Annotated in this window: 28 protein-coding genes and 1 pseudogene; 16 read left to right on the plus strand and 13 right to left on the minus strand. The window is 71.3% G+C overall.

The features are described from left to right. Positions 1-16 precede the first annotated feature (16 nt). Positions 17-1,228, plus strand: coding sequence for an MFS transporter (locus AB0B86_RS06940; RefSeq protein ID WP_357410415.1), 1,212 nt, complete (start codon positions 17-19; stop codon positions 1,226-1,228). Here the strand turns inward: AB0B86_RS06940 and AB0B86_RS06945 are convergent. Beyond that, on the minus strand, positions 1,225-2,382 hold the full coding sequence (locus AB0B86_RS06945) for an FAD-dependent oxidoreductase (protein WP_357416508.1): 1,158 nt from the start codon (positions 2,380-2,382) through the stop codon (positions 1,225-1,227). The genes AB0B86_RS06940 and AB0B86_RS06945 overlap by 4 nt on opposite strands. A 106-nt stretch (positions 2,383-2,488) precedes the next feature. Between AB0B86_RS06945 and AB0B86_RS06950 the strand changes: the two genes are divergently transcribed. The 3 genes from AB0B86_RS06950 (at position 2,489) to AB0B86_RS06960 (ending at position 4,868) form a co-directional block, all read left to right on the plus strand. Beyond that, positions 2,489-3,070, plus strand: coding sequence for a TetR family transcriptional regulator (locus AB0B86_RS06950; protein ID WP_357410419.1), 582 nt, complete (start codon positions 2,489-2,491; stop codon positions 3,068-3,070). A 68-nt stretch (positions 3,071-3,138) separates the two neighbouring features. Continuing rightward, entirely contained in the window at positions 3,139-3,687 is a 549-nt protein-coding gene (locus AB0B86_RS06955; protein WP_357416512.1) for a SigE family RNA polymerase sigma factor, read from the plus strand. After that, positions 3,684-4,868 carry a hypothetical protein gene (locus AB0B86_RS06960; RefSeq protein WP_357410423.1) on the plus strand — a complete coding sequence of 395 codons (1,185 nt, stop codon included), beginning with the start codon at positions 3,684-3,686 and terminating at the stop codon, positions 4,866-4,868. The genes AB0B86_RS06955 and AB0B86_RS06960 overlap by 4 nt, the downstream gene beginning before the upstream one ends. Positions 4,869-4,918: 50 nt before the next feature. On the opposite strand, the gene AB0B86_RS06965 is transcribed toward AB0B86_RS06960, so the two are convergent. The 3 genes from AB0B86_RS06965 to AB0B86_RS06975 all read right to left on the minus strand — a co-directional run bounded on the left by AB0B86_RS06965 (position 4,919) and on the right by AB0B86_RS06975 (position 7,111). Beyond that, positions 4,919-5,821 (minus strand): sulfurtransferase, encoded by a 903-nt coding sequence (locus AB0B86_RS06965; protein WP_357410425.1) that lies wholly within the window; start codon positions 5,819-5,821, stop codon positions 4,919-4,921. A gap of 73 nt (positions 5,822-5,894) precedes the next feature. Continuing rightward, a complete protein-coding gene (locus AB0B86_RS06970; RefSeq protein WP_357410427.1) occupies positions 5,895-6,341 on the minus strand; it encodes a hypothetical protein in 447 nt (148 codons plus the stop codon). A gap of 2 nt (positions 6,342-6,343) precedes the next feature. Then, the gene (locus AB0B86_RS06975; protein WP_357410429.1) at positions 6,344-7,111 is read right to left on the minus strand and encodes an SGNH/GDSL hydrolase family protein; all 768 of its coding nucleotides are present in this window, start codon (positions 7,109-7,111) and stop codon (positions 6,344-6,346) included. A gap of 241 nt (positions 7,112-7,352) precedes the next feature. Here AB0B86_RS06975 and AB0B86_RS06980 point away from each other — a divergent pair, with 241 nt between their 5' ends. The 6 genes from AB0B86_RS06980 (at position 7,353) to AB0B86_RS07005 (ending at position 13,013) form a co-directional block, all read left to right on the plus strand. Further along, positions 7,353-8,492, plus strand: a complete 1,140-nt coding sequence (locus tag AB0B86_RS06980) for a transporter substrate-binding domain-containing protein (RefSeq protein ID WP_357410431.1) — start codon at positions 7,353-7,355, stop codon at positions 8,490-8,492. After that, a complete protein-coding gene (locus AB0B86_RS06985; protein ID WP_357410527.1) occupies positions 8,378-9,538 on the plus strand; it encodes a hypothetical protein in 1,161 nt (386 codons plus the stop codon). Before AB0B86_RS06980 ends, AB0B86_RS06985 begins: the two co-directional genes overlap by 115 nt. A 71-nt stretch (positions 9,539-9,609) precedes the next feature. Further along, positions 9,610-11,379, plus strand: a complete 1,770-nt coding sequence (locus AB0B86_RS06990) for a proline--tRNA ligase (protein ID WP_357416517.1) — start codon at positions 9,610-9,612, stop codon at positions 11,377-11,379. 57 nt (positions 11,380-11,436) lie between these two features. Continuing rightward, entirely contained in the window at positions 11,437-11,862 is a 426-nt protein-coding gene (locus tag AB0B86_RS06995) for a CBS domain-containing protein (RefSeq protein WP_357410435.1), read from the plus strand. A gap of 66 nt (positions 11,863-11,928) precedes the next feature. Next, the gene (locus tag AB0B86_RS07000) at positions 11,929-12,357 is read left to right on the plus strand and encodes a SufE family protein (protein ID WP_357410437.1); all 429 of its coding nucleotides are present in this window, start codon (positions 11,929-11,931) and stop codon (positions 12,355-12,357) included. Positions 12,358-12,377: 20 nt separating this feature from the next. Further along, complete coding sequence (locus AB0B86_RS07005; protein WP_357410439.1) at positions 12,378-13,013, plus strand: DsbA family oxidoreductase; 636 nt, start codon at positions 12,378-12,380, stop codon at positions 13,011-13,013. 67 nt (positions 13,014-13,080) lie between these two features. Here the strand turns inward: AB0B86_RS07005 and AB0B86_RS07010 are convergent, their stop codons facing one another. From AB0B86_RS07010 to AB0B86_RS07030, 5 genes and pseudogenes are all read right to left on the minus strand, one after another. Then, positions 13,081-13,629, minus strand: coding sequence for a YbaK/EbsC family protein (locus AB0B86_RS07010; protein ID WP_357410529.1), 549 nt, complete (start codon positions 13,627-13,629; stop codon positions 13,081-13,083). A gap of 95 nt (positions 13,630-13,724) precedes the next feature. Then, complete coding sequence (locus AB0B86_RS07015) at positions 13,725-13,919, minus strand: hypothetical protein (protein WP_357410441.1); 195 nt, start codon at positions 13,917-13,919, stop codon at positions 13,725-13,727. Between the two features lie 80 nt (positions 13,920-13,999). Further along, on the minus strand, positions 14,000-14,653 hold the full coding sequence (locus AB0B86_RS07020) for a GAP family protein (protein ID WP_357416520.1): 654 nt from the start codon (positions 14,651-14,653) through the stop codon (positions 14,000-14,002). 51 nt (positions 14,654-14,704) lie between these two features. Further along, positions 14,705-16,096, minus strand: coding sequence for an MFS transporter (locus AB0B86_RS07025; protein WP_357410446.1), 1,392 nt, complete (start codon positions 16,094-16,096; stop codon positions 14,705-14,707). Between the two features lie 58 nt (positions 16,097-16,154). Beyond that, positions 16,155-16,455: pseudogene (locus AB0B86_RS07030) on the minus strand (hypothetical protein). A 177-nt stretch (positions 16,456-16,632) separates the two neighbouring features. Between AB0B86_RS07030 and AB0B86_RS07035 the strand changes: the two are divergent. After that, on the plus strand, positions 16,633-21,090 hold the full coding sequence (locus AB0B86_RS07035; RefSeq protein ID WP_357416524.1) for an HAD-IC family P-type ATPase: 4,458 nt from the start codon (positions 16,633-16,635) through the stop codon (positions 21,088-21,090). Between the two features lie 36 nt (positions 21,091-21,126). Here AB0B86_RS07035 and AB0B86_RS07040 read toward each other — a convergent pair whose 3' ends face one another. From AB0B86_RS07040 to AB0B86_RS07050, 3 genes are all read right to left on the minus strand, one after another. Beyond that, positions 21,127-21,501, minus strand: coding sequence for a YciI family protein (locus AB0B86_RS07040; RefSeq protein WP_357410450.1), 375 nt, complete (start codon positions 21,499-21,501; stop codon positions 21,127-21,129). Positions 21,502-21,741: 240 nt separating this feature from the next. After that, positions 21,742-22,044, minus strand: a complete 303-nt coding sequence (locus AB0B86_RS07045) for a hypothetical protein (RefSeq protein WP_357410452.1) — start codon at positions 22,042-22,044, stop codon at positions 21,742-21,744. Between the two features lie 62 nt (positions 22,045-22,106). Beyond that, the gene (locus AB0B86_RS07050) at positions 22,107-22,475 is read right to left on the minus strand and encodes a hypothetical protein (RefSeq protein ID WP_357416529.1); all 369 of its coding nucleotides are present in this window, start codon (positions 22,473-22,475) and stop codon (positions 22,107-22,109) included. 347 nt (positions 22,476-22,822) lie between these two features. On the opposite strand from AB0B86_RS07050, the gene AB0B86_RS07055 reads away from it, so the two are divergent. From AB0B86_RS07055 to AB0B86_RS07065, 3 genes are all read left to right on the plus strand, one after another. Next, positions 22,823-23,347 carry a GNAT family N-acetyltransferase gene (locus tag AB0B86_RS07055; RefSeq protein ID WP_357410457.1) on the plus strand — a complete coding sequence of 175 codons (525 nt, stop codon included), beginning with the start codon at positions 22,823-22,825 and terminating at the stop codon, positions 23,345-23,347. 268 nt (positions 23,348-23,615) lie between these two features. Beyond that, on the plus strand, positions 23,616-24,365 hold the full coding sequence (locus tag AB0B86_RS07060) for an XRE family transcriptional regulator (protein ID WP_357410459.1): 750 nt from the start codon (positions 23,616-23,618) through the stop codon (positions 24,363-24,365). A 168-nt stretch (positions 24,366-24,533) separates the two neighbouring features. Continuing rightward, entirely contained in the window at positions 24,534-24,803 is a 270-nt protein-coding gene (locus AB0B86_RS07065; protein ID WP_357416534.1) for a tyrosine-type recombinase/integrase, read from the plus strand. A 245-nt stretch (positions 24,804-25,048) separates the two neighbouring features. Here AB0B86_RS07065 and AB0B86_RS07070 read toward each other — a convergent pair whose 3' ends face one another. Further along, on the minus strand, positions 25,049-25,942 hold the full coding sequence (locus AB0B86_RS07070) for an HAD family hydrolase (protein WP_357416537.1): 894 nt from the start codon (positions 25,940-25,942) through the stop codon (positions 25,049-25,051). Positions 25,943-26,226: 284 nt separating this feature from the next. Between AB0B86_RS07070 and AB0B86_RS07075 the strand changes: the two genes are divergently transcribed. Both AB0B86_RS07075 and AB0B86_RS07080 read left to right on the plus strand, forming a co-directional pair. Further along, positions 26,227-26,481 carry a type II toxin-antitoxin system prevent-host-death family antitoxin gene (locus AB0B86_RS07075; RefSeq protein WP_357410465.1) on the plus strand — a complete coding sequence of 85 codons (255 nt, stop codon included), beginning with the start codon at positions 26,227-26,229 and terminating at the stop codon, positions 26,479-26,481. After that, the gene (locus tag AB0B86_RS07080; protein WP_357410467.1) at positions 26,478-26,852 is read left to right on the plus strand and encodes a type II toxin-antitoxin system VapC family toxin; all 375 of its coding nucleotides are present in this window, start codon (positions 26,478-26,480) and stop codon (positions 26,850-26,852) included. The genes AB0B86_RS07075 and AB0B86_RS07080 overlap by 4 nt, the downstream gene beginning before the upstream one ends. Positions 26,853-26,916: the final 64 nt, after the last annotated feature.

Here is a 26,916-nt window from a genome sequence, read left to right on the forward strand (position 1 = left end):
CCCGCACGGTCGCCGGATGACCTCCACCGCTCTCGGCCGGGATTTCCGGCTGCTCTGGTCCGCCGCCGTCTCGTCCAGACTCGGCGACGCGCTGCGTACGCCGGCGCTCGCCCTGCTGGCCGCGACGGTGACCCGCGACCCCCGGATCATCGCCGCGGTCACCGTCGCCGGTCAGCTGCCGCCACTGCTCTTCGGCCTGCTCGGCGGCGTGTACGCGGACCGCTGGGACCGCCGTCGGACGATGGCCCTGGTCGACGGCGTACGCGCCGCGGTGGTGGCGGCGCTGGCCGTGGCGGTCGCCCTCGACCGGGTCGACGTGGCGGTGCTGCTGCTCGCCGCGTTCCTCCTCGCCGCGCTCGGCTCGCTCTTCGACTCCGCCTCGTTCGCCCTGCTTCCGGCCTTGGTGCCCGCGGATGCGCTGCCCCGGGCGAACGGCCGGCTTCAGGCCGGGTCCGCGGTGGCCGGCGGTTTCCTCGGCGCACCCGCCGCCGGTGTCCTCTTCGCCGTCGCCCCGGCCCTGCCGTTCGCTCTCGACGCCGTCACCTTCGCCGCCGCCGCCCTGCTCGTACTGGCACTGGCACCGGGGCCGGTGCCGAGCCCGAACGCACGGCGCGGTTCGGTGCGCGGTGAGATCGCCGAGGGGGTGCGCTGGTTACGCGGCCACCGGACACTGTGGCGGGTCACTGTGCTCGCCGCCGCCTGCAACCTGGCGATCAGCGGGATCATGGCGGTGCTGGTGCTCTACGCGCTCGACGTGCTGCGGGTGCCGCCCGCTGGGTACGGGCTGTTCGCCGCCGCCGCCATCGTCGGCGGTGTGGCGGGAGCGCTCGGCGCGGGTCGGCTCGCCGCCCGGGTCGGCACCCTGCCGGCGCTGCGCGCCGTGCTCGCCGCGCAGACCGTGGCGCTCACCGGGTTCGCGCTGGCTCGCCATCCGGTGCCGGGCGGCCTCGCGTTGGCCGTCTTCGCCGCCGGGTCAGTGGTGTGGAACAGCCTGTCCGCGTCGTACGGGCAGCAGCACGTGCCGGCCGGCCTGCTCGGTCGGGTCGGTGCGGCCCAGCGGATGGTAGGTCTGCTCACCGCACCGGCCGGGGCGGTGCTCGCCGGCCTGGCCGCCGGGGCGTACGGCACGGTGCCGGTGGCGGGCGCGGCAGCTGTAACGTTCGCGCTTGTCACCCTCACCGCGTGGCGGACACTGCGGTCGGCGACGCCTGCCGTGCTGAGCCCCTAGCTGGGCGTCGACGTCCGGTGGGACAGCCCGGACAGCCGTAGCGCGACCCTCCGGCGGGCGGGCGGCAGGGCACCCAGCAGCCGGATCAGCACGTCCCGGGCAGGTCGGCGAGCCGGCGAGACGGTCGCCAGACGGGTCAGCCCGGCGGCGAAACTGAGCACGTCCTCGGCCATCGGCCGCTGCCCGGTGCTGTAGTCGTCGAGAAGCGATTCCGGGCCGCCGTCGAGCACGTCCGCCACCGCGGTGCCGAGGGCCACCGCGTCGCAGATGCCGAGGTTCATGCCCTGACCACCGGCCGGACTGTGCACGTGCCCGGCATCCCCGGCCAGCAGCACCGGCCCGGCCCGGAAGGTGTCGGCGATCAGGTGATGCACCCGGAACCGCGAGCCCCAGAGCACCTCGGTCACCCGGTCGGGTCGTCGCGCCGGGCCGCGCTCGTCGAGCAGCGTCTGGAGAAACGCCGCATCGGGATCCGACGGAGCCGCCGCCACCGCCGCCACCAGTCGGACCACTCCGTCCGGCAGCGGCGCCCAGATCAGCGGGCCGGACCGGGCGAGGAAGAGCGCCACCTCGTCGACGGGCAGGACGCTGTCCACCCGCACGTCGGCGAGCACGAAGGACTCCTCGTCGCGAGGGCCGGTGAACACGATGCCGGCCGCCTGCCGGACGGTGCTGTGCAGGCCGTCCGCACCGACCACGTACCGGGCGCGCAGCGCGGCCCCGTCCAACTGCGCGAGCACCCCGTCACCGGTCGGGGTCAGGCCGGTCAGCCGGTACGGCCGTCGTACCTGGACGCCGAGGGCGGCGAGCTGGGTGCTGAGGACCGCCTCGGTGACCGACTGCGAGACCAGCAGCGCGTAGGGGAAGCGGGACGGCAACTCGTGGAACGGCACCGTCAGCAACACCCGGTCCCGGTCGCGGACGGTGAAGCGCGGCGACCGCACCCCCTGGGCGACGAGCGGCGCGGCGGCGCCGATTCGGTCCAGCACCTCCAGGGTGTACGCGTGCACTACCGCCGCACGGGAGGTCGTCGGCGGTACTGCCAGTTGGTCGAGCACTGTCACGTCGATCCCGCGGCGGGCCAACGTCAGCGCGGCGGCGAGACCGGTGGGGCCAGCTCCCACCACCAGCACATCGGTGCTCAACGGCAGCATGGCCACCTCCGCAACAACGTTGCCAACAATTGTTGGCAAACACCTGTTGGCAACGCTAGGTCGCTGCTGATTGTGTGTCAACAGGTGTTGGCATACGGTCGTCGACATGACCGCGTCCGCCGAATCGCGCCACCCCCGGCGCTCCGACGCCACCCGGGCGACCATCCTGCGAGCCGCCCGGGAACGCTTCGCGGCGGACGGATACGAGCGCGCCACGATCCGGGCCATCGCCGCCGACGCCCAGATCGACCCGTCGATGGTCATGCGCTACTACGGCAGCAAGGAGGGGCTCTTCGCGGCGGCCGCCGAGTTCGACCTCCGCCTGCCCGACCTGACCGGGGTGCCGCCCGCGCGCCTCGGCGAGATGCTGATCCGGCACTTCCTCGCCCGCTGGGAGGGCGACGAGACGCTTGTGGCGCTGCTCCGGGCCGCGAGCACGAATCCGGGAGCCGCCGAACGCATGCGCGGCATCTTCGTCGATCAACTCGCCGCCGCGGTGGCCGCCGTCGGCACCGACCCGGCGACGACGGCCCGCCGGGCCGGTCTGGTGGCCAGTCAGATCCTCGGCCTGGCGTTCACCCGCTACATCGTCCGCCTGCCACCCGTTGTGGACACACCAGCGGAGGAGTTGGTCCCCTGGATCGCACCGACGCTGCAGCGCTACCTGACCGGGGTGCCGGAAGACTGACCCAACCTTTTACGCCTCCCCGTGCGTTTGCCAGGTGACGCGCAACGCGACTGCCGGGAGGAGGGCGGATGGCACCGACGGGAGGCGACGGCCGCGACGGCTACCTCGCCTTCGTGGAGAGCCACCAGCACCGGCTGCTCCGGGCGGCCTATCTGATCTGCGGCAACAAGCACCAGGCCGAGGATCTGCTCCAGGACGCCCTGCTCAAGCTGGCACTGCGCTGGAATTCCGTCCGGGACGGCGACCCCTCCGCGTACGTGCGGACCATCCTCTACCGGGACGCGGTGTCGTGGTGGCGTCGACGACGGCGGGAATGGCTGAGCGCCGCCCCACCGGACCGGGTGATTCACGACCGGGACGGCGCGCTGCGGCTGACGCTGCACGACGCACTGAGCCTGCTGCCGCCCCGGCAGCGGGCCGTCCTGGTGTTGCGCTACTACGAGGATCTGACCGAGGTGGCCACCGCCGAGGCCCTCGGGGTGACCGTCGGCACCGTGAAGAGCCAGTGTCATGCGGCGCTACGCCGCCTCCGCGAGGTCGCCCCGGACCTCGCCCGGGACGCCCAGCCGCGGCAGGGCTCGGCCGATCTGACCGCCGGCCTGGAGGTGAACCCGTGAACGAGCAGGACCTACGCCAGCTGCTGACGACAAGCGTCGAGGACGTCCTGCCGAGCCAGCCGGCAGCGGCCGCCTGGGACCGGGCTCGGCGCAAGCGGCGTACCCGACGGGCCGTCGGCGTGGTCGCCCTGACCGTGGCTCTCGTCGGCGGTGGCACGGTGCTGGCCCTGCGACCGCCCGACCCACCGCCGAACCACTCGGTGGCGCCGACCCCGACGGTGGTCCCCACGAACACCGGTCCCGTGCAGCGCCCCCCGGCCGAGCTGACCTTCCCACCCGATCCGCTCGCCCGGCTCGGCGGCCCGGCAACGGTGCCGCTCTCCGCGCGGCCGGTCCAGCGGGCGCTTGCGCTGTTCCAGCCCACGGACGAGGGAAATCTGGCGATCGGCCCGGTTCGGGTGCTCGGCGACGACGGCGTGGTACGCAGCCTCGACGTGCTGACGCTGGCACCCACCCGGGACGCGAGCGGCAACGAGGCGCCCGCCGTGAAGCCGGGCGTGCTGTCGCCGGACGGCCGGTCGGCGGCGTTCGCGCAGACCAAGGAGTTGGTAATTGTCGACCTCACCACCGCGGGGGTACGCCGGATTCCCCTCGACGGCTATCTGGAGCTCGTTGTCTGGGCGCACGACCGGGTGCTTGTCGGGGGCGAGGACCGGACGTACGCGGTGGACCGGGTCACCGGGACGGCGAGCCGGATCGACGTGTCGGCCTGGGTGCTTGCCGCACCCGATCCGGCGGGCAGCAGCGAGGCGGCGCTTGTCGAGCTGATCGGCGACCGGGACGACCTGACACTGCGCAGCCGCACCGCACGCGAGGCGACGATCCGTTCCGAACAGCGGATCACGGGCGACCGACTGCCCCCGCCGTACCAGATCAACGAGTTCTACGGCCGGGGCTGGCTGCACGGCGAGCGGCTGGCCAGCGCGGCCTGGATCACCAGCGGTGAGATCGACGGCGCCGAGGGGACAGCGGTGCTGGACGCGCGGACCGGTGCGGTGTCCCACCTGCTCGACCTGGGTCGGGAGCGCGCCAAGGGCTGCTGCGAGGTGCTGGGCTGGGACGACAGGGGTGCCGTGCTGCTCCGGCTGGAACCGGCCGCCCTGGCCCGCTGGAACCCGGAGACCGGCGAGGTCACCGGCATCATCCGCGACCTGCGCGGGGTGATCGCACTCGCCAACTGACAGCCGTCCCCGCGCGATCGGGGCAATCGCGCGGGGACGGCCGCACCACGTCAGGAGGCGAGGCCGCCGGGCTGGTCACCCTTGACCACAGGGGCCCGGACCAGGTTGCCCCACTCGGTCCACGAACCGTCGTAGTTGCGCACCTGCGGGTAGCCCAGCAGGTGCCGCAGCACGAACCAGGTGTGGCTGGACCGCTCACCGATCCGGCAGTACGCGATCACGTCGTCGTCGGGGCTCAGCCCGAGCTGGTCGGCGTAGATCGCCTTCAGTTCGTCGGCGGACTTGAACGTGCCGTCCTCGTTCGCTGCGGACTTCCACGGCTTGCTCACCGCACCGGGGATGTGCCCGCCCCGCAGCGCGCCCTCCTGCGGGTAGTCCGGCATGTGCAGCGTCTCGCCGGTGTACTCACCCGGCGACCGGACGTCGACCAGCGGGCGGCCGGCGGCGATGTGCGCCATGACCTGCTCACGGTAGGCGCGCAGCGGCGCGTCGTCGCGCAGCGGCACCGGGTAGTCGGCACGCGGGCGAGCCGGCTTGTCGCGGGTCACCTCGCGGCCCTCGGCGATCCACTTCTGCCGACCGCCGTCGAGCAGCCGCACGTCGGCGTGGCCGAAGAGCGAGAACACCCAGAGGGCGTACGCGGCCCACCAGTTGAAGTTGTCGCCGTAGAAGACGACGGTGTCACCCCGGCCGATGCCCTTCGCGGCGCACAACTCGGCGAACCGCTCGGCATCCAGGTAGTCACGGGTCACCTGGTCGTTCAGCTCCAGGTGCCAGTCGACCTTCACCGCACCGGGAATGTGACCCGATTCGTAGAGCAGCACGTCCTCGTCGGACTCGACAACCACGAGGCCCTCGTCGCCCAGGTGCTCGGCCAGCCACTCGGTGGTGACAAGCCGTTGCGGGTCCGCGTACGACTGAAGGCGGGGATCAGGATCATTCGGCACTGACATGATCCCCAAACTACGCCGTGATCCGGTCCGCCGAACGACCATCGGAGTGCGACTCAGCGCACGTGCGGCGCTCTCAGGCGCGGCGGTGCGCGATCCGACCGGCGACCACCGTCACCAGGCAGACCTCGTCGGCGGTGTGCACCGCGAGGTCGGCCCGCGCACCCGGATGGAGCGTGGGCGGCAGCGCGGCGGGCAGCACGAGCAGCTCACCCCTGTCGACGGCGACCCGTACCGCCGGGTCGGTCAGGTGCTCCACGAGCACCGCCGTCACCCCGGTCCGCAGCACCGCGTGCACCCGCTCGCGCGGGGTGGGCGCCGCCGGCAACGGGCCGTCGTGCAGCAGGCCCGGCCCCAGAATGCCGGGCCAGTGGCGGACCCGGACACCCGGGTACGTCGTACTCAACTCGGCAAGCGGACCGATGGCCTCGATGCGGTCACCGGTCACCAGCACCGCGTGATCGGGCTGCGGCGCATCGCCGGCGTTGCGCCGCAGCAGTGGCGCGGTGTGCAGTGTGCGCACTGTCAGTCGACGATCGGCCCGAGCGACGGGCGCTTCGCCGTCACCCGGTCACCTGACGACCGGCCGGTCAGCCGGCGCTTCAGCCAGGGCGCGAGGTGCCGACCGGCCCACCGCACGTCGGCGGCCCGGGCGGCCAACCACGGCGACGGCGCCGGGTGCGGCGGGACCATCAGCCACTCCTCGTCGCAACCGACCCCGAGCGCGTTCAACACCTGCCCGGCGACCCGCCGGTGGCCGGCCGGGGAGAGGTGCAACCGGTCGGTACTCCACAACATCGGGTTGAGGAAGGTGTCGTCGGCGTACAGGTCGACCATGATGGCGCCGTGCCGCTCGGCGGTCTCGCCGACGGCCTGGTTGAGCAACTGCACCCGGGGGGCGACGAGGCGCTGACCGGGCAGCCGGGCCATCACGTCGGCGAACCGGAAGAGCAGCACGTCCGCACCGCCCGAACGTAGCTGCCGGACCACCTCGTCGAAGCGGGACACCAGCGTGTCCGGGTCGAAGGTGCGGCGCAGCACGTCGTTGCCGCCGGCCGCGAAACTGATCAGGTCCGGCTTCATCGCCACCGCCGACGGCACCTGCTCGGACACCACGCTCGGGAAGAGTCGCCCCCGGATGGCCAGGTTGGCGTACCCGAAGTCGGGCCCCGCCTCGGCGGCGAGCCGGGTCGCCACCAGGTCCGCCCAGCCCCGGTAGGTGCCGTCCGGGTACGCGTCATCCATGCCTTCGGTGAAACTGTCCCCGACCGCGACAAAACTGCGCCAGCGCACCCGCGCCCCCTCACACCCACTCGTTGCCTGCGGCGACCAGTCTGTCACCGGAGGCATTGCGGGTAGTGCCCCGACAGGGCGACGTGGCGGAGGTCATGGGGCCACCGGATCATCCGGTCACTGGATCAGAGATCGGTCAGACGCTACTGTCGCCAATCCGGCTGATGGCGCACTGCCGTGGCTCGCGCCCAGGCCCCACAATGGGGGCCGATCACCGGTCCGAGCGGCGGGGAGGGCCTAGTTGAGCCAGGCAAGCGAGCCGAGCCCTCCGGGACCGACCCCGGCGGCGACCCCCTCACCACGCACCGCACGGACCCGCCAGATCCGCCTCGTCGGGCTCGTCGTCGCGCTGGCCGTCCTGGCCGCCGCCCTGGTGCCGATCGTCCTCGCGATGGGGCCGCCGACCCGTGACGAGTTGCTGGAGAAGGCCGGCCTCAAGGGCAAGCAGCAGCTCGTCATCGGGGTGAAGGACGACCAGCCGGGCATTTCGCAGCGCCTCGGGAACAACGTCTGGAAGGGCTTCGACGTCGACATCGCCTACATGATCGCGGGCTATCTCGGCTTCGACCACTCCCAGGTGCGCTTCGTGCCGATCGAGAGCGAGGACCGGGCCCGTCGACAGGCCCGGGACAACGACGGGTTCGTCATCGTCGACCTGGTCATCGCGTCGTACAGCATCAACGACAAGCGCCGGGAGGAGGGCGCCGTCTTCTCCGCCGCGTACCTGCACACCGAGCAGTCGGTGGTCACCCTGAAGAGCTTCAAGGGGCCGGTGAGCAGCCTGGAGGATCTGCGCGGGCTGACGGTCTGCTCGCTGACCACCTCGACGTCCATCCAGCGCCTCGGCGAGGCCGGCGCCACGCCGGTGGGCCGCAACCGGATCAGCGAGTGCATCCAGGAGCTGTACGACGGCAAGGTGCAGGCCGTCACCACCGACGCGGCGATCCTGGCCGGCTTCGTCACGGCCGACCAGCCGGGCGACGACGGTCAACGCTTCCCGGTGACCCTCAAGAACGCGAAGCCGTTGCAGCACTGGGACATCGGCTCGTCGCCGCAGGAGCGGTGGGGTGTCAACGTCGGCCCCAACCAGGCCCTGCTCGACCTGGTCGACCTGGCGCTCTACGAGTCGGCCAAGGACGAGGAGAACTCGACCTGGGAGAACGCGTACAACGCCAACCTCCGTTGGCAGCAGAAGTACAACCTCCCGCAGCCGGTCGCGGAACAGCAGCAACCCGACGCGAGGAAGGTGGAGGTGCGACAGTGGCCGTGGGAGAGGATCGCGCTACCGCCCCCGGCGCACCCCGGTTCGTCACCAGCTCCGGTGAGCTTCGCCGCCCGCGCCGGATGGCGGGGGCGCGGCAGGCGCAACAGTGGCTGCTGACCCTCCTTCCCGCCTTTCCGGTCCTGCTCCTGGTGCTGCGACTGTGGCAGCTCAGCCAACAGGACATGTCCACGATGCTGCTGCTTGTGCAGTACGTCAGCCCGCTCGGCCTGCTCAGCGCTCTGCTGATCGCCCTGGTGTGGGCGTTCCCCGTCGTCGTACTCACCTTCGGGGTGCTCGGTCGGCTGCTGCGGCTCAGTGCTCCTGACCGGTTCGACCCGGAACGGTCACTACTTGCCTCCGGGACGGCACGTACCCCGGGCTGGGTGATCAGCGCCGCGGTCGCGCTGGGGGCGCTCACCTGGCAGCTCCGCTTCCTGCCGTCGCTGCTGATGCTCGCCCTCTGGCTGCTCGCGTTGCGCACCCGCTACCTGCACCCGGACCAGCCGACCCGGGTCCTGCTGGTGAGTGTGGCGCTGCCCCTCGCGGCGGCGGTGCTGGCGTACAGCGTGCTGGGGCCGGCGATCTGGACGGCGTACCAGGATCGCGAGTTGGCCACCGCCGCACTGCTGGCGGTGCCACCCGCCGCCACCGTGCTGCTCACCGGCCCGATACCCGGTTGGATCGCCCCGGCGCTCACCCACGGCCTGGCGTTCACCGTCGCCGCGGTGCTCCCGGTGGTGATGGGCGCGGTGTTCCTCCGGGTGCCGCTGTTGCCCACCGTCGCGATCGAGGTGGTGCCGACGGAGCCAACCAGGACCACCCCGGCCGCCACAGCCACGCCGGGCGACGGCGCGCTGGACCCGGGCACCACCTCCGGTCCGACACCGGACGACGACGCCGGACCGGAGGTGGTGCTCGGCGCGCTCATCGCGGTCACCGACACGTCGACGATCGTGCTGGACCGGGCGGCCACCGTGCGGTTCCTGCCGAACGGTTGGGTCGAGTCGCAGGTCCTCTGTCCACAGGTGACGGCCGTGCCCTACAGCCTCGTGTCGGTGCGTGGTTGGCCGGTGGAGGAGACCGCGCTCGACTGGATGATGCCGCGCCGGCCGGTTACCGATCCCGACGTCCGCTGTGAGGGCCGACTGCCCAGCGCGCGGTGACCCGGCGGGTCCGGCGACGCCACTGACGAATTGGGTCGCTCGGCCGGTCCGCACGGCTCTACGCTGCGCGCATGCTGCTGCGCATGTCGACCCTGCTGCTCCGGACCCTGCGCGAGGACCCGGCCGACGCGGAGGTGCCGAGCCACCGGCTTCTCCTGCGCGCCGGTTACATCCGTCGCGCCGCGCCGGGCGGCTACACCTGGCTGCCGCTGGGCAAGCTGGTGCTGGACCGGATCACCGACGTGGTGCGTGGCGAGTTGTTCGCGATCGGCGACCAGGAGGTGCACTTCCCGGCATTGCTGCCCGCCGAGCCGTACCGGACGAGCGGCCGGTGGACGGAGTACGGCGACCTCCTCTTCACCCTCGCCGACCGGCGCGGCGTGGAGCACCTGTTGGCGCCCACCCACGAGGAGGTGGCGGCGCTGCTGGTCAAGGACGTGTTCACCTCGTACCGGGACTTCCCGGTGACGCTGTTCCAGGTGCAGACGAAGTTCCGCGACGAGGCGCGCCCCCGCGCCGGGGTGCTGCGCGGCCGGGAGTTCCTGATGAAGGACGCGTACTCGTTCGACCTGGACGACGCGGGGTTGCGGGACGCCTACGCCCGGCACCGGGCGGCGTACCAGCGGATCTTCGACCGGCTGGGCCTGGAGTACACGGTGGTGCACGCGATGTCCGGTGCCATGGGCGGCTCGGCGTCGGAGGAGTTCCTGGCCTCGACACCGGTCGGTGAGGACACCTTCGTCGGCTGTACCGCCTGCGACTACGCGGCGAACACCGAGGCGGTGGTCACCCGGGCACCCGCCGCGAGCGATCCGGCCGCGCCGCCGGCCGCCGAGGTGTACGACACCCCGGAGACCCCGACCATCGCCGGCCTGGTGGAGCTGGCCAACGCCCGCAGGCTGGGCGGCCGGGACGGCTGGACCGCCGCGGACACGTTGAAGAACGTCGTGTTGACCGCTCGTCAACCGGGTGCCGAGCGGGCCGAGTTGCTGGTGATCGGGCTGCCCGGTGACCGGGAGGTCGACCTGAAGCGGCTGGGCGCCGCGCTGGAACCGGCCCAGGTGGCCGTCTTCGACGAGTGGGCCGCGCATCCGGAGCTGGTCCGCGGGTACCTCGGCCCGCAGGTGCTCGACAAGCTGGGCATCCGCTACCTTGTCGATCCGCGGGTGGTGTCCGGCTCGGCCTGGCTGACCGGGGCGAACGAGCCGGGGCGGCATGCGACCGACGTGGTCTGCGGGCGGGACTTCACGCCCGACGGCACTATCGAGGCCGCCGAGGTACGCGCCGGCGATCCCTGTCCCGACTGTGGCGACGGCGAGCTGACCATCCGGCGGGGCATCGAGATCGGGCACATCTTCCAGCTCGGTCGCCGGTACACCGACGCGTTCGCTGTCGACGTGCTCGGACCGGCCGGCAAACCGGTCCGGCCCACAATGGGTTGCTACGGCATCGGCATCTCCCGGGCGGTCGCGGCCATCGCCGAGCAGCACCACGACGACCGGGGGCTGGTCTGGCCGGCGGCGGTCGCGCCGTGCGACGTACACCTGGTGGTGGCGGGCAAGGGTCCGCAGCTCGACGCGGCGCTGGAGCTCGGCGGACGGCTCGCCGCCGCCGGCCTGCGGGTGCTTGTCGACGACCGCACGCACGTCTCGGCCGGGGTGAAGTTCACCGACGCTGAGCTGATCGGCATCCCCCGCACCGTCGTGGTCGGCCGCCGACTCGTCGACGGGTACGTCGAACTGCGCGAGCGGGCCGGCGACGGGCGCACCGAGCCGCCGTTGGCAGGGCTGGTGGACCGGCTCGTCCACGAGGTGCGCGCGGAACGCGAGAACCTGGTGTAGCTGCCGCGTCAACGGGTAGTGCAGTTGGATCGGGTGTAAACGTCTTCGGAGGCTCTCATGACCGGTTACCGGGTCAGTGACGTGATGACCAAGCAGGTGGTGTACCTGCCGGCGGAGACCACCCTGGACGAGGCGGCCAGGGTGATGAAGGAGGCGGACATCGGCGACGTGGTGGTCACCGACGGCGCCAGTCTGGCCGGCATGCTCACCGACCGGGACATCGTGGTGCGGGCCGTGGCGGAGAACAGCTCCCCCGCGGCCACCACCATCGGCTCGATCGTCACCCGCGAGGTGGTCATGATCGAGCAGCACTGCACGGCGGGCGAGGCGGCGACGCTGATGCGGGACCGGGGGATCCGCCGGGTGCTGGTCTGTGACAGCGATCGCAAGCTGGTCGGGATCGTCTCGCTCGGCGACCTGGCCATGCAGCTCGACCCCACCAGCGCGTTGAGCGAGATCAGCGAGCAGTCGCCCACCGTCTGAGGCAGGTCGGGCCGGCACCGGTCGGCTTGCGGGAGGCGCTCCGCCCGACGGCGGTAGCCTCGACGCATGGCTGACATGCCGGCCCGATTGGCCGAGATCGTCGACGAGTTCGCCGCCGCGCCGCGCGACCTGGTGCTGGAGATGCTCCTGGAGTACGCGGACGTCATCCCGGTGCTGCCGCAGGGTGCCGTCGAACGCGAGGGCATGGAACAGGTGCCCGAGTGTCAGACGTCGTTCTTCCTGCGTGCCAAGGTGACAGCGGAGGGCACCGTGGCGACGGTCTTCGACTGCCCGCCGGAGGCGCCGACCACCCGGGCGTTCGCCGGCATCCTCGCCGAAGGGCTGGCGGGCGCGAGCCCGGAGCAGGTGCTTGCCGTACCGGACGACCTCTATCAGCGGATGGGCCTGGCCCAGGCGATCAGCCCGCTACGGATCCGCGGCGGCACGGCGATCCTGGGCCGGCTCAAGCGTCAGGTGCGGGAACAACTCGGCTGACCACGAGGTTGCCACCGATCATGGAGATCGAGATCTACGCGGACGTCATCTGCCCGTGGTGCTACATCGGCAAGCGCCGCCTGGACGAGGCCCTCGCCAGCTACGACGGTGAGGTGACGGTCCGCTACCGGCCGTTCCAGCTCGACCCGTCGCCGGTGCCCGAGCCTCTTCCGCTGGTGGAGGCGCTCGCCGGCAAGTTCGGTGGTCCGGAGCGCGCCCGGCAGATGGTCGATCACGTGACCCAGGTCGCGGCGGGTGACGGTCTACGGCTGGACTACGACCGCGCGGTGATCGCGAACACGTTCGACGCGCACCGGCTGGTCTCCTACGCCACCGACCACGGGCGGGCGGCCGAGATGGTGGAGGCGCTCTACCAGGCGCACTTCAACCGGGGCGTCGATGTCGGCTCCCGGGAGGCGCTGGCCGCGCTGGCCGGTGACATCGGTCTGGACGCGGCCGACGCACGACGATTCCTCGACTCCGACGAGCGCGTCGCCGACGTCGAAGCCCAACTGGCCACCGCTCGGGACCTCGGCGTCACCAGCGTGCCGATGTTCGTGCTGGCCGGGAAGTACGCGGTCGCCGGTGCGCAGGAGGTGCAGACGCTGCTCGCCGCGCTCACCGAGGTCGAGCAGCGCGAGACTGCGGCGCACTGAGCCATCGGGACGCCGGCATCGATGATCACAATGTTTCACGTGCAACAACATCGATGCCGGCCACTGGTCAGGCCGGCCTGGCCAGCCCTTCCACCACCTGCGCGCCGGGCAGCGCACCCAGCGCCGGGCCCGGCAACGCGATCTTGCTGTGCCGTACGCCCGACCCGATGATCACGTGCGGGGTGGCGATGACCCGCGAGTCGACAAGGATCGGCCACTGCGCCGGCAGCCCGATCGGGGTGATGCCGCCGTACTCCATCCCGGTCAACGCGACCGCGTCCGCCATCGGAGCGAAGCTCGCCTTGCGGACGTCGAGCGCCCGCCGGGCCACCCCGTTCACATCGGCTCTGGTGGTGGCCAGGACGATGCAGGCCGCGTAGCGGACCACACCCTCACGCTTGCCCGCCACCACGACACAGTTGGCCGACACGTCCAGCCCCACCTCGTACGCCGCGCAGAACGCGGCGGTGTCGGCGAGCTCGGCGTCGATCGGCGCGACAAGCACCTCGTTGACGTCCACCGGCGCGTCGGCGGGCCACTGCGCGACGGCTTCCGCCACCGGCGGGGCGAGCAGGTCCAGGCGGGCGCGGGCGGGTTCGGTCTTCAGCGTTCCCATCACGGGTGCGATCCTCGCATCCGCCACGCTGAACCGCCCGGCGGCACCCGGACCACCAGGGGACGCCACCGGTCCGGGCCGAACCGATCCGGTACTCAACTGCCGGCGAGGAACGCGTTGTCGCGCATGAAGGAGCGGTCGCGGGCGGCCGCCAACTCCTCCTCGCGCCGGGCCCTGGCCCGTTGCAGCTCCAGGTCCTCCATCGCGTGCCGGACACCCAGCCGGATCACGCCGTAGAGGAAGACGAAACCGAAGACGTAGAGGATCACCGTGGTGACGACAGCGAACATGGCGTCACCGTAAGACGAACGTGAACCGTTGTTGCTCTCATTTCCACCCCGTTCCCCCGTACGTGTGTCGGCGAGGCGGTTCACCCCGAGCGGATCAGATCCAGCACGGTCAGCAGCGCGAAGAATGCGATCACGATCTCGTTGACGAGCCAGGAATGCCCCTCGGCCCACTCCCGCATCCGGGTCAGGGCCCGGGCCGCGCTGCCCCCGAGCAGCAGCAACGCCAGCAGGGGCAGGGCGAGCAGGAGCACGGTGAGCAGCACGAACGGCACCAGGTGCCACCACGCCAGGTCGTGCCGGGCCACGCTCGCGCCGACGGCGGCCATTGTCAGGTCGTCGGTCGGTGTCACGACGAAGAGCAACGCGCCCAGTCGCATCGCCGCCCGAGGTTCGGCACGTTCGATGCTCTTCAACCATCTGGGCGGCCCGGACCGGTTGCGCCGGACCCACACCACGACGGCCAGGCAAACAAGCAGCGCGAGAATCACCAGGTCGATGGCGGGACCGCGATCGACCTTGCCGGCCACGGCACTGGCGTCGGCGGCCAATCCACCCAACCAACGGGTGAACAGCCAGCTCACCGTCACTCCGGCCGTGACCACCAGGCCGGCCCCGGCGAGGAAGCCCAGCGACGCCGCCCGGGGCCGGTTCGACGAGGCCAGGAAGACCGCCACGACCAGCTGGGATCCGGCGACCATCACCACGGCGAGCGGCAGGACGGTCAGGAAGCTCATCGCCCGTCATCCTCCCGGCCCGGCGGGTTCGGCTGCGGCCGTTTCCCCGGATCACCCGGAGTGGCGAGGTGCTCCCGAGCCCACCACGACCCGGCCGGCCAACAGCGCCCCGAGCAGCGCGAGGCCGGCCGCCACCGCGAGGGTCAGCGTGTAACTCGCCGGGCCGGGCGCGCTGCCCGCCGCCAGCACGGCCCCGGTCAGTGCCAGCACTGTCGCCGCGAAGAGCGAGTCGCCCAGTTGCAGCGACGAACTGTTGCGGCCCTGCTCGCCGGGGGCGGACAGCTCCAGGGTGAGCACCGACAACGACGGGTAGAGCAGTCCCATGCCGAGGCCGGCGACCGCCCAGCCGACCACCGCGACGCTCACTGGCAGCTCCGGCCGAACGGCGAGCGCGACAGTGGCGGTGCCGAGCGTGATGCAGGTCAGCCCGGCGCGCGGCAGGCTGGCCCGGGACGCCGGCACCGGAATCCGACCCTGCAACCAGGAGCCCACCGACCAGGCCAACGCGCCGACAGTGAGGACCAGCCCCGCCGCGGTCGGCGAGAGGCCCCGCTCCCGGGAGAGCATCAACGGGATGACCACCTCGGCGCCGACGAAGGCCGCCGACGCCAGCCCGCGCAACCCGACGACGGTCGGCAACCCGCGAGCCGCCCGAAGGAAGCCGGCCGGTAGCAGTCGCGGCGCACAGACCAGCAGGCCGGCCACGGCGATCACGATCAACACCAGAGCGAAGGTGCCGCGCTGCTGGCCCCCGATGTGCAGCAGCGCGGCACTCACGGCGGCACCGCACGCCCAGCCGATCCGCGCCACCGCCCCGGCCGGCGGACCGGTCGCCACGCTCCGACCCAGCGACCGAAGGCCCGGGTGGATCAGCAGGACCGCCGGCACGGCCACCGCCGGGACCGCCAGGAAGACCCACCGCCAGCCCAGGTACTGCACGATCAGGCCGGCGACCGCAGGCCCCACAAGTGACGGTACGACCCACGCCGCCGCGAAGGCCGCGAAGATCTTGCGGTGCAGCTCCTGCGGGTACGCCTGCCCGACGATCACATAGAGCGCCACCGAGAGCAGCCCGGAGCCGAACCCCTGCACCGCCCGCCCGACGACAAGCACACCCATCGCGTGGGCGGTCCCCGCGATCAGCAGCCCCACCACGAACCAGGCGACGCCGTGCCACATCGGACCTCGCGGGCCTCTGGCGTCGCACCAGATGCCGGAGACCACCATGGCCAGCACGCCGGTGGCGAACGGGCCACCGAACGCGATCCCATACAGCGCGACCCCGTCCAGGCTGCGGGCGACGGTGGGCATCGCCGTACCGACTGCCAACGCCTCGAACGCGAGCAACGAGATCAGCGCGACGCTCCCCACCGACATCGCCCGCAGCCGGGGTGCGAACAGCCCGGCTGCGGCGGGTATGGCGGGGGCGACGGTGCTCGGCATGGACCGAGCATGCGACCTCAACCCGCATTCAAGTCAATCGGCGGTGACCCGGCTCTCGTCAGGCGTCCTGCAACGCCCTCCCGAGCCCGCGCGCCAGTCCGGAAAAATGCTGGTCCGCCAGGAGGTGACCGGCGGTGATCACCACAGCGAGCGGCCACTCGATGAGCTGCAGGGCGGCAAGCACGCCGATCCCGGTGTAGTAGAGGACCTTGTCGGGTGGCGGCAGCGCCACCTCGCCCAGCATTGGTAGGTCCATCCGCCGGCTGTACATCTGGACGTTCGCCTGCGAACCACTGAGGTGTCGCGTCAGCATGCTCATTCCGGCCTCCCCATCTCCGGTGATTGTCATCGGATTCCACAGGTCCACCCGTCCATGCTTCGGCAACGACGGAAAGTTCCACCACTCGACGGGCATAACGGACGGCAGGTCGGGAAGCCAGGCCGCCGGACGTGCGGCGGCGGGAGGACGAGATGGCCAAGGTCAGGACCAGCGGCAGCAGGGAGCCGGGCCGGCGCCCGTCCAGCCGTACGCCTCGATGACGGCGGCAGGTCGCGCTGCCGGCCGCATCCTGCCGTCCTTCGGCGTGCACCTGGTCGGCGGGGCGTCCCGGACCGTCGGGTCGGCCGCGACCCGGCTGACCCGGTCCCTCGGGCTCGCCCGGCGTCGGGTCTGGTCCCGTCCCGGTCGACACCACATCGAGGTGCACGGAGTGTGCCAGGAGGGCGGCGACCGGCTCGCCCGGCAGGTGGAGGGCGCGCTGGAGCGGATGCCCGGGGTGGCCTGGGCCAGGGTGAACGCGCCGTCCGGGCGGGTCGTGGTGGCCGTGCGTGCCCCCGAACCCAAACTGGACGACCTCATCGCAACGATCAGCCGCGTCGAGCGGACCTGCGACCACGAACCCGACCCCGAGGTCCCACCCCCGCACCCCCCGGAGGAGGGCCCCCACAACCCGCGCACCCTCGGCGCGCTCGCCTCGGACGCGCTGGGTCTGACCCTCTGGGCGGCCACCCGGATCCTGCCGTTCGCACCGTTGCCCGCCGAGGTGGCCGGCGCACTGGCCGCTGTCGACCTGCAACCGAAGCTGCACGCGTTCCTCGGCAAGGCGTTGCGCTCCGACCCGCGCGCCGAGGTCCTCTTTCCGCTGGCCGAGGCGGTGGTGCAGGGCCTGACCGGCCGCTGGACCGGCATCGTCCTCGACGGCGCCCAACGGCTCGTGGAGTGGGGCGAGGACCGGGCCCAGTTCTCCGCCTGGGAGAAGGCCGAACCGCGGTTGACCGGCGACCCCGAGCGGGCCGTCGCCCGGTGGCCGATAGCCGACCGTCCCCGACCGAAGCCGCACGGCGCGGTCGAGCGGTACATCAACCGGGCCCTCGCCGGCGGTACGGCGGCCGGCGCGGCGGCGCTGCCCTTCGCCGGGCGCAAGCGGGCCGCCGCGCTGGGCCTGTCCGCACTACCGAAGGCGCCCGGCAGCGGACGCGAGGGGTATGGCGCCCAACTCGGCCGGATGCTGGCCCGGCGCGGGGTGATCGCGATGGACCGCAGTGTGCTGCGGGAGTTGGACCGGATCGACACGCTCGTGCTGGACGCCGCGGTGCTCGGCTCGGACCGGGGCGTGCTTGCCGATCTGGCGCCCGTGCCCGGTGCGGACGTCGACCAGGTGGCGGAGCGGGCGTTCGCGCTGTTCGACCCCGAGGATCCGGCCGGGGCCCGGGCGGCGGACGGCTGGCGGCTCGGGCCGTTGGACGAGATGCCGGCTCACGACCCCGTACCGGACGGCGACCGGCTGCGCTCGGCCGGCGGCCACCTGCTCGGCCTCGCCCACGGTGACCGGCTGGCCGCCCTGTTGCGGGTCGAGCCGGAACCCGCGCCCGGCGTCGACGATCTGCCCGCCGCCGCCCGGCACGCCGGACTGCGCCTGGTGGTGGCCGGCGGCGACGAGCAGCGGTACGGCTTCGCCGACGCGCTGCTGCCCGGCGGAGACCAACTGGCCGAGTCGGTCCGCGCGTTGCAGCGCGACGGCGCGGTGGTGATGCTGGTTTCGGCGGACCGCAAGGCGCTCGGGGCGTCCGACTGCGGCCTGGGGTTCGCCGCACCGGAGGACCTACCGCCGTGGGGCGCGCATCTGCTCGTCGGCGCCGACCTGCGGGTGGTGGCCCTGGTGATCGAGGCGACCGGGGTGGCTCGGCGTACGGCCCAGCAGAACATCAGGCTGGCCATGGCGGGCACCGGTCTCGGGGCGCTGGGCGCGTTGACGGCCCCGCCGACCGAACTGCCCGGCCGGTCACTCGTCGCTGTGAACGGCGCGGCCGGGTTGGCCTTCGCCAACGGGGTCTGGCAGGCCCGCAGGCTGCACGACCAGTCGGACACCCCGGCGCCTGTGACAACCGCCTGGCACCTGATGCCGGTCGGCACCGTGCTGGACCATCTGCGGACCACGCCCGACGGCCTGGCCAGCGCGGAAGCGCACCGCCGACACCAGGCCGCCGGCGGGAACGGCGGCACCGGCGCGGGGAGCGGGGGTCTGCTGCGTGCCTTCGTGGACGAGCTGTCCAACCCGCTCACCCCGGTGCTCGCCGCCGGGGCGGTGCTGTCCGCCTCGTTCGGATCGCTCGTCGACGCCGCCCTGGTGGGCAGCGTCGTCGGCGGGTCCGCCCTGATCGGCGCGGTGCACGAACGCAACACCGAACGGTCACTTGCGGAGCTGCTGTCCCGGTCGGCGGTGACCGCGCGGGTGCGCCGGGACGGCGCCGAGCAGGTTCTCGCCGCCGAGGACCTGGTCCTCGGGGACGTCATCGCCCTGGAGCCGGGCGACTCGGTGCCCGCCGACTGCCGCGTCCTCGAATCGGTGGGCCTGGAGGCGGACGAATCGTCGCTGACCGGCGAGTCGTTGCCGGTCGCCAAGTCCAACCGGCCGGTGGTTGCCGCCGCCATCGCCGACCGGCACTCGATGCTCTACGAGGGCACCACCGTCGCCGCCGGCCACGGCACCGCCGTGGTGGTCGCGACCGGGTCGGACACCGAATCCGGCCGCAGCCTGGCACTGGTTCGACAGGCCCCCCCGGCAAGTGGGGTGGAAGCCCGGCTCGGTTCGTTGACCAGCGCGGCCATCCCGTTGGCCGCCGGTTCGGCGATAGCGGTGGCCGGCGCGGGCCTGCTGCGGGGCGTACCCCTTGCCGAAACGGCGGCGACCGCGGCGAACCTCGCCGTGGCGTCGGTGCCGGAGGGGCTGCCGTTCCTGGTGAGCGCGGCGCAGTTGGCCGCCGCCCGGCGGTTGGCCGAGCACGGCGCGTTGGTGCGCAATCCGCGCACCATTGAGGCGCTGGGTCGGGTGGACGTGCTCTGCTTCGACAAGACCGGCACCCTCACCGAGGGCCAGTTGCTGCTCGCCGGGGTCGGCGACGGCGTGGGCGATCGGTACGCCTCGGTGGACCGGCTGGACGACCGGCTCCGGCTGACACTTGCCGCGGCGCTGCGCGCCACCCCCGCCGCAGCCAACCCGGAGGAGTTGGCGTTGCAGACCGACCGGGCGGTCCGGCGGGGTGCCGGGGTGGCCGGGGTGGTGGAGCAGACCGGTGCGGCGGGCTGGCGGCCTGCCGGCGGGCTGCCGTTCGAACCGTCCCGCGGCTATCACGCGAGCATCGGCGAGACCGACGGTCGCCTGTTGTTGAGTGTCAAGGGTGCCCCGGAGACAGTGCTGCCGCGTTGTTCGGCTCGGCGGATGGACGGCAGTCAGCAGCCGCTGGACGACGCCGGCCGCGCGGAGCTGGAGCGGGTGCTCGCCGATCGGGCCGGAGCGGGAAACCGGATCCTGGCCGTCGCCGAGTGCCAGGTGGACCACTCGAAGGTGACAGACGCCGACGTGCGAGGGCTGACCTTCGTGGGTTTCCTGGCCCTCGCGGACGGGGTCCGGGAGAGCGCCGCCCCGGCCGTCCGCCGGATCCGGCAGGCCGGCGTGCACACCATCATGATCACCGGTGACCATCCGGCCACCGCCGAAGCCATCGCGGCCACCATCAGCGAGCACGACGAGCAGCGGGTGGTCACCGCCGGTGAACTCGACCAACTGGACGACGACGCGCTCGCCGACCGGCTGGCCCACACCGACGTGGTGGCCCGCTGCACGCCCACGCACAAGGTGCGGATCATCCAGGCGTTGCAGAAGTGCGGGCGGACCGTGGCGATGACCGGTGACGGTGCCAACGACGCGCCGGCGATCCGGCTGGCCGACGTCGGCATCGCCCTCGGCCAACGGGGCACCCCGGCGGCGCGGGCCGCAGCCGACCTGGTGGTCACCGACGACCGGTTGGAAACCATCATCGCCACCCTGATCGAAGGGCGGGCCATGTGGTCGTCGGTGCGGCACGCGCTCAGCATCCTGGTCGGCGGCAACCTCGGCGAGATCGCGTTCAGTGTGCTCACCGCCGCGGCGACCGGCCGCTCCGCGCTCACCGGCCGCCAACTCCTGCTTGTCAACCTGCTCACCGACCTGGCGCCGGCGCTGGCCATCGCGGTCCGGCCACCCGCGTCGGACCGCACCGACGCGCTGCTCCGGGAAGGCCCGGACACGGCGCTCGGCGAGAGCCTGACCAGGGAGATCGGCCTCCGGGCGGCAGCGACAACGCTTGGCGCGACAGCCGGCTGGACGTTGGCCCGCTACACCGGACGCCGCCAGCGGGCCGGAACTGTCGCCCTCGTCTCCCTGGTCGGCACCCAACTCGGACAGACAATCCTGGCCGGCGGCACCAGCCCGGCAGTGCTCGCCTCCACGGCGGCGTCACTGGGTGTGCTCGTCGTGGTGGTGCAGACGCCGGGGGTGAGCCAGTTCTTCGGCTGCACCCCGCTCGGACCGGTGGGCTGGACCATCGGGGCCGGCTCGGCGCTCGGCGCGACCTTCGCCAACGGCGCGCTCACCAAGCTGATGGCACACGTGCCCTCGGTCCGACCCGACACCACAGCGGCGGACGGAGACGGCACGAGGGGTGCCGAGAACTGAGCCGCGAACCATCGGCAGGCAGACCCCGTCGCGAGGTCACCCCCGACGATCAGCCGCGCGGATCATCGCCGCTGTCTCCGGGTCGGGCATGAGTTCCCGGACCTCCTGGGCGCAGCGGCAGCCGACGGCCAGCTTGGCAGCCCACGCCAGCGCCTCCTCGCGGGTGGCCACCTCGACGACCGCGAACCCGCCGACGACCTCCCGGGTCTCCGGGTAAGGGCCGTCGGTGACCGTACCGTCGGTGGACACGATGCTCGCCTGCTGCCGTTCGAGTCCGCCGCCGAACACCCACACGCCGGCGGTCACGGCCTCCTGGACCACCGCGTGCGAGGACTTACCCACGTCCGGCATCTCCTCGGCGGGGATGTGGTCCATCGCGCCATCATTGAACGAGATCAGGTACTGCGGCATGCTCGCGACTCCCAGGTCCCGGCGGCCACCCTCCGGCCGCCTCTCATCTTCACTACGAACGACGTGCCCGGGATTCGACGCCGCACCGGAAAATTTCTGCGGGATCTTCGCCGGCCCGGCGCTCGCCGTGTCCGTCGCCCGAGCAGATCGCGCCCGCACGGGGTACGTCAAGGGACTCGGCTGGCGGCAGGCCTTCCCGGTGGCCCGCTACCTGCGGCCCGCCGGACCTGTCGGTGGCCGCTAGCTGTGCCCGACGCCGCCTGTCGAATCCTGGACGACGTCGCCTGACGACTCAATCAGGTCGATGAAGCGACGCAGCATGAGCCAGGGGACCTCACCGCTACAGCTGACCATCACGTCGCCTGCCGGGCGCGGTGTGAACGGCCCATCGTCCCGAGTCGCGTCTGGAATCGTGACGATGAGGCAGGGCCCGGTCCCCGGTGCTCCGGTCAGTCCGACCAGCTCGTACTGCCACGCGTCGTCAGGCAGGCTGTAGAACGAGTTGATCTCGTAGAGCCGACCGTCGTGCTCCCAGATGTCCACAGCAGCAGGATCACACGCTCGTGCGCACAGGGCAGTCCGTCACTGGTGGCCGCTGGCCGATGTCAGACGGGCCGCCACTCGTCGTGGGCGTCGAACTCGCCGAGGGAGTCCTCGGTCCAGCCCAGGTCACGCCAGGTGCCGGTGCCGTCCAGCGGGCCCTCGTGGAGCAGCTCCACGTAGCTGCCGCGATGGGTGGCCAGGCGTATGCGTTCGCCGCGACTGAAGAAGAACATGGAGAGGGCCACGTCGGGGCGGCCGTCAATGATCTCCATGCCAAGAACACCCTTCCACGTCAACTGGAACCCGGACGTGGGGACGGCCGGGCCACGCAGCAGACAGGAGAAGGCGTCCTCCATCTCGGTGAGGTTGACCAGCTCCACCTCCTGGTCGAAGTGGACGGACAGGCTGTCGACGAGCGCGGCGACCTCCACCCGCCATCGTCGGGACCCTTGACCTGCCTGTTCGTCATGTCCTTCGGCAACCGTCATGGCCAGTCCTGTTCTTCCCAGCGCTTGCGATTCGGATGGATAACGTCGTTGACCGGGTGCGGCCGATCCGCGACACAGGTGGTCGCCGCTCACCGGGGGCGTCTCCGCCCTCTGGGCGATCATGCCGTACGCGGTGATCACGGAGTCCGCCTTGCCCGCCTCGGTGATCGCCACCGAACGATCGCTGTAGTAGGTGTCCGCGCCCGGCCCATGCCGACCGGAGGTCGCCAGCAGGCCGGGGCCAGCCCGGCCGGACCTCGTGACACGGGCTCGTGCGGGATCATTGGTTCATGACGAGCCGGGAACACGGGGATCTGCAGTTCGTTCGTGCGACGTCAGCCGAGGTGGCGCAGGTCGTGGCGGTGCTCGACCACGCTGCGGCTTGGCTGATGGCCTCTGGCATCCGGCAATGGCCCGATAGATTTGATACGGAGTGGATAACGCCGTCCGTCGAACGCGGAGAGACCTGGCTGGTACGGGCCGGCGGTCGTGCGGCGGGAACGGTGACGTTGGACTGGTCCGACCCTCTGTGGAGCGACTGCGCCGGCAGAGCTGGATACGTGCACCGCATGGCGGTGGAACGGTGGGCCGCGGGTACAGGACGCGCCATCGTGGCCTGGGCTGTCGATCAAGCGCGCCTCCGAGACGCCGTTGCGCTGCGGCTCGACTGCGTGGCCGCCAATCCTGGGTTGCGGGCCTACTACGAGGCCATTGGCTTTCACCACCGCGGTGATGTCGAAGTCGGGGGTGCACCGGGTCAGCGCAGCGACGGCGGCATGCGAACGCTCGTCAGTCGTTACGAGCTACCGCTCTGACGACATCCGCCTTCTGGCCCCGCCGGAGGCATGCCTTGATCTCATAGAGCCAGCAATGCAGCCCACCAAGGGCTGTGATCCGACAACAGATCCGCGACACTCGTCCGCCAACTGAGGTGCGACAGATCCAGCGACCTAGAGGCGGCAGGTTGGCCGCCGACGAAACGTCCTGTCGTTGTCGTAGCCGAGGACAGTGCGTTGCCGTCCGGCGCCACGAGGGGTTGTTGGCCTGGCAGGCTCGAGAGTCTGCTGCTTACAGTTGGCTGCTGTGATGGAGTTGCCTGGTTTCGACGTGCTGTTAGGGCGACTGCTGGCGCATAGGCGGGCCGATCCGGCAGCGGTGGCGCGGGCTGCGGGTGTGTCCGTACCGGAGCTAGACGCCGTGCTGGCCGGCGGCCACGTCAATGCCCTTTTGCTGCGTCGTGTGGCACCTGCGTTGGGCTTCCACGCAGCGGACCTGTTCGTGATCGCCGGTCATGACGTTCCGGCCGACCTGGCTCCCGCAAGGGGCACCCGTCCCTGGCAGGTCGGGCACGTGATGCAGTCGGCCATGCGCCTGTACGGCAAGCGTTTCGACCGGCTGCACGAGTTCATCCGCTCACTTCCGGTCGTCCTCCCTGCCGAGCCGCTCCCGCCGCCGGCGCGATCTCCGGCAGGGCCCGGCGCGCTGGTGCTGGGTTTGCTGGCCAATCGGAACATCCGCCCGCACATCGCACAGCTGCTGTGCCGCGTAGGCGGTGGACCGTATGTCTCAGACTCGACGATCTACCGCGTGGTACGTGGCGAGTCGGCGTTAACTCCGCAGTACGTCACCGCATTCGCGGCTGTGCTGGGTATTGCGGCCGGCGACCTGACCGCCCTGACCGGCATCGGTCCACCTGTCGACACCGCACGGTTGCACCCTCGCCGGGCGGAACTGGCCGCGGTGGCCTGGGACGCAAGGCGGTTGAACAGCGAACAACTTTCGCAGGTTCAGGAACTCGCGTTCGACCTGGCACGAGTTGGCGGGCGGAGGTAGGACGGCCACCGCCCGCCAGGCGATGAGACCGAGTCCAGGTGAGCTCCAATGCATCGACGCATGCCCGAGGGCACACTGCCATAGCCACGATCAGCACGCTGAGGTGTCGCAGATCAGCTGGCGGAAACGTGTCGCACATGTCGACGGAGGACAAGCCCACCAAGGGCTGTGTCCGTCAAGGGAGATGCTTGGCACTCGCGTCCCACCAGACGCTTGCCGCTGTTGTTCACGACCACGCGCGGTAATCCGTTCACGGACCGGACGTGGTCGAACGAGTGGGTCAAGTGGCGGGACAAGGCGGGATGGCCCAAGAAGCACGGGAGGTTTCACGCGCTGCGGCACCTCTTCGCCACGACGCTGATCACCAATCACGCCGAACCACAGAATGTGCAACGGCTACTCCGTCACCAGACGCTACGGATCACCTTGGAGACATAAGTCCACTGGGGCCTCGGCGAGAGCGGCGGCGCGGTGTCATCGGTGATGTCCTGCGGGCTGCGGGGCACCGCCGGTAGATGCCAACCAAGGGAAGATCATTGCTGGGCTGTGCCGAATCTGCGCCCGATGATCTCGAACTTATCTCTGGTACAGCTCACAGGCTGTGTGTGGTGGGCCGGAGGTACCACCATGCGAACCGCACCGCCACGATCGCAGGCGATCCGCTGACCCTGAAGTTGCCCGGCTCAGGAACCTCGGGGCGTGCGCGGTGATTCCGACACGACCCGCCGAACCGTCGTGAGGCCCGAAACGCCTGCGGCCGGCGGCTGGTCCGGATGACCTTCGGCGGAGGCCTCACCTCGGAGTACTCGAACGGCGGCCACGACGTCCGTGACGGTGCGGTTAGGCGGGGCCAGCTCCGCTGGCCAGTCCTTTCCTCGGCTGACCCAGAGGGTGGCAAGCCCTGCCGCGCGGCCACCCTCGACATCCAGCACCGGGCTGTCACCGATCGCCCAGCCCCCGCCGGACAGATCGAGGCCGCACCCACGGGCTGCCGCCTCGAGAATTTCACGTGCTGGCTTCCGGATGCCCAACTCCCCGGACACTGCCCAGGCATCGACGCATCGGTCCAGCCCCGTACGCCTGATCTTCCCTAGCTGGTTGTCGGCCTGACCGTTGGTCACGATCGCGACCGTCCAGCCGTCGTCACGCAGCAGTGTCAGCGACGCCAACACCTCTTGGGGGCAGCTCACCAACTCCGGCATCCGGCGTCGGTACTGCCTCCATGTCTCATCCACCGAGGCTGCCAGTCCGAAACGCTCGGTCACCTCGCCGAAGAACCAGTTACGGGGCACGGCCCCGTCCTGATCCGTAGCGATCAGCCAGGCCAACGCGTCATCCGGCAGTTCGCGATCGGCGCAGAACTCGACCGCCCAGCGCCGGAATGCCTCCGAACGGTCCACGAGCGTGTTGTCGAGATCGAAGAGCGCCAACCGCTGCATGGTCAACAACCGTACCGGGCGGGTAAAGCGGATCTCCTCGTCGGGCAGTCGCCAGACCGTCCGGGGAGGCTGGTAGCCCTTGCGGTGCACGGTGATGGAGTTGCTGGGGCACTCCACGATCCGGATGACGGCCGACACCTACGCGCACGTCCCGCCGGCGCGGGCTCGTCAGGCTGCCTCAGTCATCGACCGGGTGCTGGGCGAGGAGGAGACGGCGTTGCCGCTTGGCCGTACTGATGGCTGCACTCGGGACCGAGATCAACCCGGGAAAGTGCTGGTGGGCCGGAGGCACCACCATGCGCACCACACCGCCACGATCGTCGGCGATCCGCTGCCGATGGGTTTGCCCAGCTCATTCGGTGCGTTCGTGACGACATCGGGTCGATTTGGCTAAGCTGTTAGCTAAAGGAGGAGGTTGAATCATGTCGGCTGAAGCAGTGCACTACAACATGCATGACGCCAAGACCCACCTGTCGCGCATCATCGAACGGGTGGAACGCGGCGAAGAGGTCATCATCGACCGGGCGGGCACTCCGGTGGCGAAGGTGGTGCCGCTCGTACGACGGGCCAACCGCACCGCAGTCGGCTCCCTCGCCGGGCAACTGGACCTGTCAGGCGACTGGGACTCCCCACAGACCAACGCCGAGATCGCCAACGACTTCGGCATCGGCGCATGACCCTGCTGCTGGACACCCATGTCGCGCTCTGGGCCATCACCGGCGATGCGACTCTCGGCACTGAGTTCCTCAACCAGCTGCGCCACGAACCAGACATCTTCCTCTCTCCGGTCAGTCTCTGGGAAATCACCATCAAGCAGAGCGCGGGGAAGCTTGCGGGCCCCCCTGACCTCGCCGAGCGAGTAAGGGACATGGGATTCCGTGAACTTCCGGTGACCCACGCCCACGCCATCGCCGCCGGCCGCCTGCCACCCCACCACCGCGATCCCTTCGACCGCATGCTCGTCGCACAGGCGATCACCGAGAGTTTGACCCTGGCCACCCGCGACGCTTCGATAGCGCTGTACGACGTGGACGTCCTCAAGGCGTGATCGGGCGGGCTCGTCCCGGCGTGCCGAAGAACCGCGCGGAGACATGCGCCGCCCCTTGCCGGAC

It is taken from the genome of Micromonospora sp. NPDC049047, assembly GCF_040649135.1.
Classification (GTDB): domain Bacteria; phylum Actinomycetota; class Actinomycetes; order Mycobacteriales; family Micromonosporaceae; genus Micromonospora.

Bases quoted from the DNA above. Each gene is read 5' to 3' on its own strand.
- AB0B86_RS06940 (WP_357410415.1), top strand. From the start codon at position 17: ATGACCTCCACCGCTCTCGGCCGGGATTTCCGGCTGCTCTGGTCCGCC.
- AB0B86_RS06955 (WP_357416512.1), top strand. From the start codon at position 3,139: ATGGCACCGACGGGAGGCGACGGCCGCGACGGCTACCTCGCCTTCGTG.
- AB0B86_RS07020 (WP_357416520.1), bottom strand. From the start codon at position 14,653: ATGAGCTTCCTGACCGTCCTGCCGCTCGCCGTGGTGATGGTCGCCGGA.
- AB0B86_RS06950 (WP_357410419.1), top strand. From the start codon at position 2,489: ATGACCGCGTCCGCCGAATCGCGCCACCCCCGGCGCTCCGACGCCACC.
- AB0B86_RS07000 (WP_357410437.1), top strand. From the start codon at position 11,929: ATGGCTGACATGCCGGCCCGATTGGCCGAGATCGTCGACGAGTTCGCC.
- AB0B86_RS06995 (WP_357410435.1), top strand. From the start codon at position 11,437: ATGACCGGTTACCGGGTCAGTGACGTGATGACCAAGCAGGTGGTGTAC.
- AB0B86_RS07055 (WP_357410457.1), top strand. From the start codon at position 22,823: ATGACGAGCCGGGAACACGGGGATCTGCAGTTCGTTCGTGCGACGTCA.
- AB0B86_RS07025 (WP_357410446.1), bottom strand. From the start codon at position 16,096: ATGCCGAGCACCGTCGCCCCCGCCATACCCGCCGCAGCCGGGCTGTTC.
- AB0B86_RS06990 (WP_357416517.1), top strand. From the start codon at position 9,610: ATGCTGCTGCGCATGTCGACCCTGCTGCTCCGGACCCTGCGCGAGGAC.
- AB0B86_RS07010 (WP_357410529.1), bottom strand. From the start codon at position 13,629: ATGGGAACGCTGAAGACCGAACCCGCCCGCGCCCGCCTGGACCTGCTC.
- AB0B86_RS07040 (WP_357410450.1), bottom strand. From the start codon at position 21,501: ATGCCGCAGTACCTGATCTCGTTCAATGATGGCGCGATGGACCACATC.
- AB0B86_RS06945 (WP_357416508.1), bottom strand. From the start codon at position 2,382: ATGCTGCCGTTGAGCACCGATGTGCTGGTGGTGGGAGCTGGCCCCACC.
- AB0B86_RS07075 (WP_357410465.1), top strand. From the start codon at position 26,227: ATGTCGGCTGAAGCAGTGCACTACAACATGCATGACGCCAAGACCCAC.
- AB0B86_RS07035 (WP_357416524.1), top strand. From the start codon at position 16,633: ATGACGGCGGCAGGTCGCGCTGCCGGCCGCATCCTGCCGTCCTTCGGC.
- AB0B86_RS07015 (WP_357410441.1), bottom strand. From the start codon at position 13,919: ATGTTCGCTGTCGTCACCACGGTGATCCTCTACGTCTTCGGTTTCGTC.
- AB0B86_RS06965 (WP_357410425.1), bottom strand. From the start codon at position 5,821: ATGTCAGTGCCGAATGATCCTGATCCCCGCCTTCAGTCGTACGCGGAC.
- AB0B86_RS07005 (WP_357410439.1), top strand. From the start codon at position 12,378: ATGGAGATCGAGATCTACGCGGACGTCATCTGCCCGTGGTGCTACATC.
- AB0B86_RS07080 (WP_357410467.1), top strand. From the start codon at position 26,478: ATGACCCTGCTGCTGGACACCCATGTCGCGCTCTGGGCCATCACCGGC.